This window comes from Mycolicibacterium arseniciresistens (genome assembly GCF_030519285.1).
Lineage (GTDB): Bacteria > Actinomycetota > Actinomycetes > Mycobacteriales > Mycobacteriaceae > Mycobacterium > Mycobacterium arseniciresistens.
Map to the genome: position 1 here is coordinate 1 of NZ_JAUMSQ010000271.1, position 12,074 is coordinate 12,074.

A 12,074-nucleotide genomic window follows, 5' to 3' on the forward strand; every position below is an offset into this window, starting at 1 on the left:
GGCGGCGGCGGGAATCCCGGCGGTGGCCGCATGTCCGGCGGTGGCCGCATGCCGGGCGGTGGCGGGAACCCCGGCGGCGGTGGCCCGAACAGGCCGACCGACCGCCGGCCGGCCTCGACCACCTGGGCGTCGAGCTGGTTGGACAGGAAGCGCTGCAACATGAAGACGGTGCCGAGCCCGACGACGGCGCAGACCAGCGCCAGCAGCACCACCTGGGTGACCAGCAGCCGGACCCGCAGCGACCAGGTGCGGGGAGACCACATGCGGGTGCGGCCGACGACGCCCGGGTCAGCGAGCGGGCTTGAGGACATAACCCGCGCCGCGCAGCGTGTGGATCATCGGCTCACGGCCGCTGTCGATCTTCTTGCGCAGGTAGGACACGTAGAGCTCGACGATGTTGGACCGGCCGCCGAAGTCGTAGCTCCAGACCCGGTCGAGGATCTGCGCCTTGGACAGCACCCGCCGGGCGTTGCGCATCATGAAGCGCAGCAGCTCGAACTCCGTCGCGGTGAGCGTGATGACGTCGCCGCCGCGTGTCACCTCGTGGCTGTCCTCGTCGAGCACCAGATCGCCGACGACGATCTGCGCGCCGCCGGACTCGCTGGCCACGCCCGTACGCCGGAGCAGCGCCCGCAACCGGAGGACCACCTCCTCGAGGCTGAACGGTTTGGTGACGTAGTCGTCACCACCCGCGGTCAGCCCGGCGATACGGTCCTCGACGGAGTCCTTGGCGGTGAGCAGCAACAGGGGCAGCCCCGGGATCTGTTCGCGCAGTCGCTGCAACACGTCGAGCCCGCTCATGTCGGGCAGCATCACGTCGAGCACCACGACGTCGGGCGGGTTGTCCCGGGCCAGTCTGATCGCGGACGCGCCGTCCCCGGCGGTGGCGATGTCCCAACCCTCATAGCGAAGCGCCATCGTCACCAACTCGGCGAGGACCGGTTCGTCGTCGACCACCAGAACGCGGATCGGCTCGCCGTCGGCCCGGCGCATCACGACGCGTTCGGTGTCGCTCTTGTTCACCACGGACACCAGTATCGGCGGTCCCCGTAGGCGAAGGCTGTGTGCTTTCTATGCGCGGGCTGTGAAACCGTGCGCTAGTTCTTGCCGACCGCGGGCGGCGCGCTCGACGGCGTCACGGCGGGGGCCTCCTCGGCCGGGGCCTCCTCGGCAGGCTGGGTGGTCGTCGTCGACCCGGCGTCCACCGGGGCCGGCTGGGCGGCACTCGTCGTGCTGAAGGCGACGGTCAGACCACCCATCGCGAGCAACGCACTGGTGCCCACGGCGGCGGACGCGAGTTTGATCCGATTCGACGGCATCGCTGGGTTCACTCCGTTCGGTCTGTCGGACAGTTCGCAAGGAGGCGGTGACCCCTCCGAGAGCGGGGTTAACCGATCGCGCCGGAGCCGAAACGCCGCCCAGTCGCTGCCTGCCCACCTCCCGTGGACGCGCCCGGAGCACGGCCATCACGACCTGACCGGCCGGCCTCTTCTACCCTGTGCCCATGCAGCCGAAGGTCGAGGAGGGCATGCGCCGATGACGCGCTTCCTGGCGCGCCGGCTGCTCAACTACCTGATCCTGCTGGCCCTGGCGTCGTTGCTGACGTTCACGCTCACCTCGCTGACGTTCCAGCCGCTGGACAGTCTGCTGGAACGCAGCCCGCGCCCGCCTCAGTCCGTGATCGACGCCAAGGCCGCCGAACTGAACCTCGACAAGCCGATACCGGTCCGCTACGCCGATTGGGTGACCGGAGCGGTGACGGGCGATTTCGGCACCACGGTCACCGGCCAGCCCGTCGCCGAGGAGCTGTGGCGCCGCGTCGGGGTGAGCCTGCGGCTGCTGATCGTCGGGTCGGTGCTCGGTGCGCTCATCGGCGTGGTGCTCGGCGCCTGGAGCGCGGTGCGTCAGTACCGGCTGTCCGACCGGGTGATCACCGTTGCGTCGCTGCTGCTGCTCAGCGCGCCGACATTCGTGGTCGCCAACGTGCTGATCCTGGGCGCGCTGCGGGTGAACTCGGTACTCGGTGTGCAGCTGTTCGAGTACACCGGCGAGACGTCCGCCGACGCGGTCGGCGGCGGGTGGAACCAGCTCGTCGACCGGGTGCAGCACCTGGTCCTGCCGACGTTCACCCTCGCACTCGGCTTCGCCGCCGGCTACAGCCGCTACCAGCGCAACGCCATGCTCGACGTGCTCGGCCAGGATTTCATCCGCACCGCACGGGCCAAGGGCCTCACCCGCAGGCAGGCGCTGTTCAAGCACGGTCTGCGCACCGCCCTGATCCCGATGGCCACCCTCTTCGCGTACGGGATGAGCGGCGTGGTGACCGGCGCGGTGTTCATCGAGAAGATCTTCGGCTGGCACGGCATGGGCGAATGGGCGGTGCAGGGCATCGCGACCCAGGACACCAACATCATCGCCGCGGTGTCGGTGTTCACCGGCGCAGTGGTGCTGCTGGCCGGACTGCTCTCCGACGTCATCTACGCCGCGCTCGACCCGAGGGTGCGGGTGGCATGACCGAATCCGGCTTCTCGTCCACCCAGTCCGGCGTCGACGCCGGCTCCTTCGCGTCCCGCCGAACGCTGGTGACCCGGCGGTTCCTGCGCAACCGGCTCGCGGTCCTCTCGCTGGTGGTGCTCGCGGCCCTGTTCGTCGCCTGCTACGCGCTGCCGCCGCTGCTGCCCTACGACTACACCGAGCTGGACTACTACGCGCTGCAGCAACCGCCCAGCCCCGAGCACTGGTTCGGCACGAACGCGCTCGGCCAGGACCTGCTGGCACTGACGCTGCGCGGGATGCAGAAGTCGATGCTGATCGGGGTGTGCGTGGCGTTCATCTCCACCCTGATCGCCGCGACGGTCGGCTCGATCGCCGGGTACTTCGGCGGTTTCCGCGATTCGGTGCTGATGTGGATCGTCGACCTGCTCCTCGTGGTTCCGAGCTTCGTGATCATCATGATCGTCACGCCGCGGCTCGATCCCGACGCGAGGGTGTTCTGGTTGATCGTGCTGTTCTCCGGGTTCAGCTGGATGATCAGCTCGCGCATCGTGCGCAGCCTGACGATGAGCCTGCGGATGCGCGAGTTCGTCGTCGCCGCCCGCTACATGGGCGTGCGGACGCCGCGGATCATCATCCGCCACGTCCTGCCGAACGTGGCGTCCATCCTGATCATCGACACCGCCCTGAACGTGGGTGTCGCGATCCTGGCCGAGACCGGTCTGAGCTTCCTCGGCTTCGGTGTGCAGCCGCCCGACGTGTCGCTGGGCACGCTGATCGCCGACGGCACCAAGTCCGCGATCACGTTCCCCTGGGTGTTTTTGTTCCCGGCGGCCGTGCTGGTGCTGATCGTGTTGTGCGCCAACGCCACCGGCGACGGCCTTCGCGACGCGCTCGACCCGGGCAGCCGGGCGCTGCGACGAGCGCGGCGGCGCAGGGACGGGGTCCGGTGAGCCCGCTGCTGGAGGTCGCCGACCTGCACGTGTCCTTCCCCACCGAGGAGGCGTCGGTGCACGCCGTGCGCGGGCTGACCTACCGCGTGGAGCCCGGCGAGGTGCTGGCCGTCGTCGGCGAATCGGGCTCCGGCAAGTCGGCCGCGGCGATGGCCGTCGTCGGGCTGCTGCCCGAGTATGCCGAGGTCGACGGGTCGGTGCGGCTGCTCGGCGAGGAACTCCTCGACCGCGACGACCGGGCCATGTCGGCCGTCCGCGGCGCCCGCATCGGCACCGTCTTCCAGGACCCGATGTCGGCGCTGACGCCGGTCTACACCGTCGGCGACCAGATCGCCGAGTCGCTGCGCATCCATCAGCGCGACCTCGGCCGGTCCGCGGCGCGGCGGAGGGCGGTCGAGCTGCTCGACCTCGTCGGCATCCGTCAGCCCGACCGGCGCGCCCGGTCCTTCCCGCATGAGCTGTCCGGCGGTGAACGGCAGCGGGTCGTCATCGCGATCGCCATCGCCAATGATCCCGACCTGCTGATCTGCGACGAGCCGACCACCGCGCTCGACGTCACCGTGCAGGCGCAGATCCTCGACGTGCTGCGCACCGCCCGCGACGTCACCGGCGCCGGCGTCATCGTCATCACCCACGACCTCGGGGTGGTGGCGGACTTCGCGGACCGGGCGCTGGTCATGTACGCCGGGCGGGCCGTCGAGGTGGCCGGCGTCGAAACCCTCTACTCAGACCGCCGGATGCCCTACACCGCAGGGCTGCTCGGCTCGGTTCCGCGCCTCGACGCGCGTCAGGGCACCCGGCTGGTGCCGATCCCCGGTGCGCCGCCCGCGCTGACGGCGCTGCCCCCGGGCTGCCCGTTCACCCCGCGCTGCCCCCTGGCCGTCGACGACTGCAGCGCCGCAGAACCCGACCTGCTGCCCGTCGCGGCGGGCCACACCGCCGCCTGCATCCGCACCGAGCACGTCGCCGGCCGCAGCGCCGCCCAGTTGTACGGGGTGAGCACCCAACCCACCCGCGTCGCCGACGTGGACACCGAGGACGACGTTGCCCTGCGTGTCCGGGATCTGACGCGCACCTACTCGCTCACCAAGGGTGTCGTGTTGCGCCGCAAGGTGGGCGAAGTACGCGCCGTCGACGGCATCAGCTTCGACCTGCCCGCCGGGCGCACCCTCGGCATCGTGGGCGAGTCCGGGTCCGGCAAGTCGACGACGCTGCACGAGATCCTCGAACTCACCGCGCCGCAGGGCGGTTCTATCGAGGTGCTGGGTCACGACGTGGCCGCGGCGGGCAAGGCGACACGGCGCTCGCTGCGGCGCGAGCTGCAGGTGGTGTTCCAGGACCCCGTCGCCTCCCTCGACCCGAGGCTGCCGGTGTACGAGGTGCTCGCCGAACCATTGTCGGCCAACGGTTTCGGTAAGGCGGACATCGAGCACCGGGTGGCCGACCTGTTGACCACCGTCGGCATGCACCGCTCGGACGCCGCCCGGTTCCCCGCAGAGTTCTCCGGCGGCCAGAAGCAGCGGATCGGCATCGCCCGCGCCCTGGCGCTGCAACCGAAGATCCTCGCGCTCGACGAGCCGGTGTCGGCCCTCGACGTGTCGATCCAGGCCGGCATCATCAACCTGCTGCTCGACCTGCAGGAGCGGTTCGGGCTGTCCTACCTGTTCGTCTCACACGACCTGTCGGTGGTGAAGCATCTGGCCCACCGGGTGGCCGTGATGCACCGCGGCGTCATCGTCGAACAGGGCGACGCCGACTCGGTGCTCGGCGACCCCCAGCACGAGTACACCCGCGCGTGGCTGGCCGCGGTGCCCCGGCCGCCCGCGGAACTGCACGGCAACCGCTGATCGGCGTGACGCGCCGCTAGCATCGGTGCGATGACGCACACGTTCGGCGCCCGACGAGCCCTCGCCGCCGCGGCCGTACTGGTCCTCACCCTCGCCGGTTGCTCGAGCCGAGACGACGGGGCGCCGTCGCCGGGCGGCAACGCCGAACTCGGCACCACCAGCGACATCAACCCCCAAGATCCGGCGACCCTGCGCGACGGCGGCAACCTGCGCCTCGCGCTCACCGGCTTCCCGCCGAACTTCAACACGCTGCACATCGACGGCAACCTCGGCGAACTCGGCGGACTGCTGCGCCCCACGATGCCGCGGGCGTTCATCATCGCCCCCGACGGGCAGACCACCGTCAACACCGACTACTTCACCAACGTCGAGCTCACCAGCACCGACCCGCAGCAGGTCACCTACACGATCAACCCCAAGGCGACGTGGTCCGACGGGACGCCGATCACGTGGGAGGACATCGCCTCCCAGATCAACGCGACCGGCGGCAAGGACGACCGGTTCCTCGTCGCGTCCCCGAACGGCACCGAGCGCGTCGAGTCGGTGACCAAGGGTGTCGACGACCGGCAGGCCGTGGTCACCTTCAAGGCGCACTACGCCGATTGGAAGGGGTTCTTCGCCGGCAACACCATGCTCTACCCCAAGAGCACGACCGCCGACCCCGAGGCGTTCAACCGCGGCCAGCTCAACGGCCCGGGCCCGTCGGCCGGCCCGTTCATCGTGTCCACGGTGGACAAGGCTGCGCAGCGAATCGTGTTGACCCGCAACCCGAATTGGTGGGGCACGAAACCCCGGCTGGACTCCATCACGTTCACGGTGCTCGACGACGCGGCCCGGGTCCCCGCCCTGCAGAACAATGCGCTGGACGCGATGGGCCTGGCCACCCGCGACGAACTGAACACCGCCCGCAGCACCGCGGGCATCACCATCCGGCGCGCCCCCGCGGCGAGCTGGTACCACTTCACGGTCAACGGCGCACCGGGCTCGATCCTGTCCGACCCGAGGTTGCGGCTCGCCGTCGCCAGGGGTATCGACCGGCAGGCCATCGCGACGGTGTCGCAGAACGGCCTCGTGAACGAGCCGCGCCCGCTGAACAACCACATCTACCTCGCCGGCCAGGAGGGCTACCAGGACAACAGTGCCGCGGTCGCCTTCGATCAGGACAAGGCCAGGGCCGAGCTCGACGCGCTGGGCTGGCGGCTGAACGGGCAGTTCCGCGAGAAGGACGGCAGACAACTGCGCATCCGCGACGTCTTCTACGACGCGTTGAGCACCCGGCAGATCGCCCAGGTGGCGCAGAACAACCTGGCGCAGATCGGCGTCAACCTGGAGCTGGTGCCCGCCGCCGGCGGCCGGCTGTTCACCGAGTTCGTCACGCCCGGCAACTTCGATCTCGTGCAGTTCGCCTACGGCGGCGACGCCTTCCCGCTGTCGAGCCTGACCCAGATCTACTCGTCCACCGGTGAGGGCAACGTCGGCAAGATCAGCAGCCCAGAGATCGACGCGCAGATCGAGAAGACGCTGTCCGAGCTGGATCCCGCCACTGCCCGCGGTAACGCCAACGAGCTCGACAAGATGATCTTCGAGGCGGGACACAGCCTGCCGCTGTTCCAGTCGGCGGGCAACGTCGCGGTCCGCAGCAACCTGGCGAACTACGGACCGGCCGGGATCGGCGACCTCAACTACACCGCGATCGGGTTCATGCCGTAGCCCGTTCGGTTCCGCCTGATCCAAAGCAGTGCCGCCGCCGGGCGCCGTCGGTAGAACTGCGCCATGACCACCGTTGAGCGTCTCAACCCGCTGCTGCCCGACTCGCCGGAGTTCGCGATCCTGCTGGCACAGATCGCCGCGGGCGCGAAGGACCGCGACCTCGAGGACCAGAACCCCTTCGACCAGGTTGCCGCGCTCAAGCGCGCCGGGTTCGGTGCGCTGCGTCTACCCGTCGAGCTCGGTGGCGCGGGACTCACTGTGCCTGAACTGTTCTCGGCAATCATCGACGTGGCGCGCGCCGATCCGATCGTCGCCCACATCTTCCGGACCCACTTCTGGTTCGTCGAGGAGCGGCTTCGCGCGCTGCGCGCCGATCCGGCCGACGCGGTGTCGCGGCGATGGCTCGACGAGGTCGCCGCGGGCAAGGTGTTCGGCAACGCGTTCAGCGAGAAGGGGTCGCTCGCGGTGGGCAGCCTGGTGTTCAACACCCGACTGACGCCGGACGGCGAGGGGTTCCGGCTCGACGGCGAGAAGTACTACAGCACAGGCACTCTGTTCTCCGATCACCTGACCGTGGCGACCACCACCGACCATGATTCGGTGGCCACCGTCGTGGTGCCCACCGACCGCGACGGGGTCACGCTCGTCGACGACTGGGACGGTTTCGGCCAGCGTCGTACCGGCACGGGCACCACCACGTTCACCGCGGTGGCGGTGTCCGCCGACGAGGTGCTCAGCGACACGCCGTATGACGCCGAGCCGACGCCGACGGTGCAGTACGCGGCGCTGCAGCTCTACATCCACGCCGTCGTCGCAGGTGTGCTGGCCAACGTCGTCGACGACGGTGTGGCGCTGCTGGAGTCGCGCGACCGCAACTTCAATCATGCGCTCGCCGAACGGCCGTCCGACGATCCACTGCTGCAGCGTCAGCTCGGCGAACTGGCCAGCACCGCATCCGTCGCGCGGGCAGCCGTGCTCGACGCCGCCACGGCGATCGGCGCCGCCGACGCGTCAGAGACCGGCGGCGTGCCCGACGCCCGGTTGGCGACCGAGGCGCAGCTGCGGGCCGCAAAGGTGAAGGTGCACCTGGATCAGGTCGCCCCCGAGGCCGCGACCCGGCTGCTCGAACTCGGCGGGGCCAGCGCCGCGAGCCGCCAGCGCAACCTGGACAGGCACTGGCGCAACATCCGCACCATCACCCTGCACAATCCGGTGGCATACAAGGCCCGGGTGATCGGCCAGAACCTGTTGCACGGCACGCCGATTCCGGCCAACGCCTACTTCTGACCACCTCGCCCTCATGCGATTTCGGCGCGCTTTCGTTCGGTGAGCGACGGTGAGCGCGCCGAAATCGCTGGAGAAAGGACCACAAGTGACTCGTCAACTGCACCTCGGCGGCTTCCAGATCGCGTCGCAGGTCACCCACTCGCACGCCGCGTGGCGACATCCGGCCAGCGACACCCGCTTCACCACGCCGGAGTACTACCACCGCCTGGGCCGCATCCTGGAGCGCGGCAAGTTCGACTTCGTGTTCTTCGCCGACCTGCTGGCCGCGCCGGTGCGGTACGGCGACGGGATCGCCGAGCCGCTACGCCGGGGCACGCAGGCCACCGCGACGCTCGACCCGTCGATCGTGGCGGCCAGCATCGCCGCGGTCACCACGAAGCTCGGTGTCGCGATCACGAAGTCGGCCACGTACTTCCACCCCTATGAGCTGGCCCGCATCTTCGCCAGCCTCGATCACATCACCGGCGGCCGGGTGGCGTGGAACATCGTCACGTCGCTGACCCAGGGTGAGGCGCAGAACTTCGGCCGCGACGAGCACCTCGGCCACGAGTTCCGTTACGAGCGTGCCGACGAGTTCGTCCGCACGGCCCTGGAGTTGTGGGCGAGCTGGGAGCCCGACGCGCTGGCGCTCGATAAGGCCAGCGGTGTGTTCGCCGACCCGTCGCGGATCCGGCACGTCGACCACGACGGCGAGTTCTTCCGCACCCGCGGGCCGCTCAACGTCCCACACTCCCCGCAGGGCAGGCCGGTACTCATCCAGGCGGGCTCGTCGAACACCGGAAGGGACTTCGCCGCCCGGTGGGCCGAGGCGATCTTCGAGATCGACCCGACACCGGAGGGCAGGCGCGCCTACTACGACGACATCAAGTCGCGGGCATCGGATTACGGCCGGGACCCGGACCAGGTGCTGATCTTCCCGGCCTTCATCCCGTTCATCGGCGAGACCGAGTCGATCGCCCGCGAGAAGCAGGCGTTCCACAACGAGCTGGCCGACCCGGTGTCGGGCTTGATCACCCTCTCGGTGCACACCGACCACGACTTCTCGGTGTACGACCTCGACGCGCCGGTGGAGGACGTGCAGGTGTCCGGCACCCAGGGGCTGTTCGACACCGCCCGGCGGGTGGCCGACCGCGACAACCTGACGCTGCGCGACATCGGCAGGTGGTACGCCCAAGGCGTGCTACTCCCCCAGTTCGTGGGAACCGCGGAGCAGGTGGCCGACCAGATCGAGGAGTCCTTCCACGCCGGGGAGGCCGACGGCTTCATGGTGTCGGCGGCGCAGACACCGGGCACATTCAACGACTTCGTCGACGCGGTGGTGCCGGAGTTGCAGCGGCGCGGGCTGTTCCGCACCGAATACACGGGCACCACGCTGCGCGACCACCTGGGTCTCGATCCCGCGACGTTCACCGCGGCGCAGCGGCTGAAGTCGGTCAGCTGACGTCGCCGCGCGATTTGTGGAGCCTGAGCCGCGCTGAGCGCGGCCAGGGCTCCACAAATCACAAACCGGCCAGCACCAGGTCGGCGGCCTTCTCGCCGATCACCACCGACGGCGCGTGAGTGTGCCCGCGGATGATCGCGGGCATCACCGAGGCGTCGGCGACCCGTAGTCCCTCGACACCACGCACCCGTAGGTCGGGGTCGACGACGCTGCCCTCGTCGGTACCCATCCGGCAGGTGCCGACGGGATGGTACAGCGTCTGGGAGGTCAAGCGCAGCGCCTCCTCGAGCGTCTCCTCGCGGGTGTCCTCGACGTCGAGCGGCCGCGCCACCCTGCCGAGCACGTCACGCATCGCGGGCGCCTTGGCGATGTCGGCGGTCATCCGCAGGCCGGCCATCATCGCGGCGCGGTCGCGGCCCTCGGGGTCGGACAGGTATCGCGGATCGATGACCGGCTTGGCGAACGGGTCGGCCGAGGTGAGGGTGACGGTTCCGCGGCTCTCCGGGCGCACGAGGATCGGGCCCATCACGACCGCATGCCCCTCGTAGGCGTCGCCCAGGCCTTCGTCGAAGAACGGTGCCGGGGCGAACAACAGCTCGAGGTCGGGCAGTTCGAGGTCGGGGCGGCTCCGCACGAAGCCGTACGCCTCGCCGACGTTCGACGTCAGCATGCCGCGCCGGCGCACCAGGTAGCGGACGAGTTCCAGCGGCTTCTCCGCGGTGAACAGGCTGTCGTGGCGGACCTCGAAGCCCATCGGCGTGCACAGGTGGTCGATGAGATTGCGACCCACCTCGGGCGCGTGGGCCACGACGTCGATGCCGTGCTCGGACAGCTGGTCGCGGTCACCGATGCCGGACAGCATCAGCAGCTGCGGACTGTTGACCGCGCCCGCGCACAGCACGACCTCGCGCCGCGCACGGACCTCGTTGCGGCCGGAGCCCGACTGGTACTCGACGCCGACGGCCCGGCCGCCGTCCACCACCACCCGGGTGGCGTGTGCGCCCGTGACCACGGTGAGGTTCTTGCGGGAGGCCGCCGGTTTCAGGTAACCGTCGGCGGTACTCCACCGGGCGCCGCGGCGCTGGGTGACCAGAGTCTCGCAGAAACCCTCGGGTTGCGGCGCGTTCGGCTTCGCCAGCGAGTGGCCGCACTCCTGCACCGCGGTGAGGTAGGCCGCGGTGGAACTGCGCGGACTGCGCTGGCGGCAGACATGCAGCGGCCCGCCCTCGCCGCTGCAACCGCCCTCGACCTTTTGCGCTGCGTCGCTGGTGTTCTCGATGCGGCGGAAATACTCGACGACGTGCGCGTAGTCCCACTGCGGGCCGGCGAGCTCACCCCACTCGTCGTAGTCGGCGGCGAATCCGCGGACCCACATCATCGCGTTCATCGACGACGACCCGCCCAGCACCTTGCCCCGCGGCCAATAGATGCGGCGGCCGCCCAGCTCCGGTTGCGGCTCGGTGGAGTAGTCCCAGTCCATCTCGCTGCGGAACAGCTTCGAGAACGCCGCCGGGATGTGGACGAACTTGTCCTTGTCCGGCGGGCCGGCCTCCAGCACCACCACCTCGACACCGGGATCAGCGCTCAGGCGGTTGGCCACGACGGCACCGGCCGAGCCGGTTCCGATGACGACATAGTCGGCTTCCATCGGGCGAAGTCTAGATTTCCCCTGCGCGAGCAGACGCATAATGCCCCGACACGCCGGGAAGTGCTAGCTGACCAGCTCGATGTGGTGGGCGCCGCCGATGGCGGCGTAGCGCTGCGGGTCGCAGGTCAGCACGATGACCTGGCCGTCGCCGCCCACCACGTCGAACACCGCGCCCATCTTGACCAGCCGGTCGCGGTCGGTGAAGCCGAGCGCATCGTCGATGAGCAGCGGGACGCCGTCCTCCTTGGCGACCAGCACCGCGCCGGCCAGCCTCGCCACGATGCCCAGCTGTTCGCGGGCGCCGCCGGACAGCGACTCGTAGGGCACCGTGCGGCCGGCGAGCGTGCGACTGCAGATCCGCAGGTCGCTGTCCACCTCGACCTCGAAGCTGTCCCCGAACACGATGCGGCCGAGACGTTCCACCTGATCGCGGAACGGGTCGACGTAGCGCGACCGGGTGGCGTCGCGGTGGCGCGCCATCACCGTGCGCAGCAGTTGCGCCGCCCGGGCCCGCCGGTGCACCCGCAGGTACTCCCGCTCGGCGTGCTGGCGTTCGCCCTCCGCCGCGTCCAGGCTGCCCCGGCGGCCCTCGGTGCCGTACACCTTCAGCTGCGTGCTGACCTCTCGCAGTTCCTCGGCCAACGCGTCGTGCCGGCGGCCGAGCGCATCGGCGCCGCGGGTGGCGTCGGCCAACG

10 protein-coding genes and 1 pseudogene are annotated in these 12,074 nt (G+C 70.0%); 6 read left to right on the top strand and 5 right to left on the bottom strand.

The genetic code is table 11. The features are described from left to right. From Q2100_RS24990 to Q2100_RS25000, 3 genes and pseudogenes are all read right to left on the bottom strand, one after another. A pseudogene (locus Q2100_RS24990) lies at positions 1-311 on the bottom strand (two-component sensor histidine kinase); the annotation flags it as partial. Next, positions 289-993: a response regulator transcription factor gene (locus tag Q2100_RS24995; protein WP_302916230.1), complete on the bottom strand. Its 705-nt coding sequence runs from the start codon at positions 991-993 to the stop codon at positions 289-291. The pseudogene Q2100_RS24990 and the gene Q2100_RS24995, both read right to left, overlap by 23 nt. A 104-nt stretch (positions 994-1,097) precedes the next feature. Further along, entirely contained in the window at positions 1,098-1,319 is a 222-nt protein-coding gene (locus Q2100_RS25000; RefSeq protein ID WP_302916222.1) for a hypothetical protein, read from the bottom strand. 217 nt (positions 1,320-1,536) lie between these two features. On the opposite strand from Q2100_RS25000, the gene Q2100_RS25005 reads away from it, so the two are divergent. The 6 genes from Q2100_RS25005 (at position 1,537) to Q2100_RS25030 (ending at position 9,731) form a co-directional block, all read left to right on the top strand. After that, on the top strand, positions 1,537-2,514 hold the full coding sequence (locus tag Q2100_RS25005) for an oligopeptide ABC transporter permease OppB (RefSeq protein ID WP_302916223.1): 978 nt from the start codon (positions 1,537-1,539) through the stop codon (positions 2,512-2,514). Then, positions 2,511-3,446, top strand: coding sequence for an oligopeptide ABC transporter permease OppC (locus Q2100_RS25010; RefSeq protein ID WP_302916224.1), 936 nt, complete (start codon positions 2,511-2,513; stop codon positions 3,444-3,446). The genes Q2100_RS25005 and Q2100_RS25010 overlap by 4 nt, the downstream gene beginning before the upstream one ends. Further along, positions 3,443-5,293, top strand: a complete 1,851-nt coding sequence (locus Q2100_RS25015) for an oligopeptide ABC transporter ATP-binding protein OppD (RefSeq protein WP_302916225.1) — start codon at positions 3,443-3,445, stop codon at positions 5,291-5,293. The genes Q2100_RS25010 and Q2100_RS25015 overlap by 4 nt, the downstream gene beginning before the upstream one ends. A gap of 30 nt (positions 5,294-5,323) precedes the next feature. Next, positions 5,324-7,003, top strand: coding sequence for an oligopeptide ABC transporter substrate-binding protein OppA (locus Q2100_RS25020; RefSeq protein WP_302916226.1), 1,680 nt, complete (start codon positions 5,324-5,326; stop codon positions 7,001-7,003). A gap of 63 nt (positions 7,004-7,066) precedes the next feature. Next, on the top strand, positions 7,067-8,290 hold the full coding sequence (locus Q2100_RS25025; protein ID WP_302916227.1) for an acyl-CoA dehydrogenase family protein: 1,224 nt from the start codon (positions 7,067-7,069) through the stop codon (positions 8,288-8,290). Positions 8,291-8,375: 85 nt separating this feature from the next. Continuing rightward, positions 8,376-9,731 (top strand): LLM class flavin-dependent oxidoreductase, encoded by a 1,356-nt coding sequence (locus Q2100_RS25030; RefSeq protein ID WP_302916228.1) that lies wholly within the window; start codon positions 8,376-8,378, stop codon positions 9,729-9,731. A gap of 58 nt (positions 9,732-9,789) precedes the next feature. Here the strand turns inward: Q2100_RS25030 and Q2100_RS25035 are convergent, their stop codons facing one another. Both Q2100_RS25035 and Q2100_RS25040 read right to left on the bottom strand, forming a co-directional pair. After that, positions 9,790-11,379 carry a GMC family oxidoreductase gene (locus Q2100_RS25035; RefSeq protein WP_302916229.1) on the bottom strand — a complete coding sequence of 530 codons (1,590 nt, stop codon included), beginning with the start codon at positions 11,377-11,379 and terminating at the stop codon, positions 9,790-9,792. 63 nt (positions 11,380-11,442) lie between these two features. After that, on the bottom strand, positions 11,443-12,074 hold a 632-nt coding region (locus Q2100_RS25040), incomplete at its 5' end, for an ATP-binding protein (protein ID WP_407667687.1).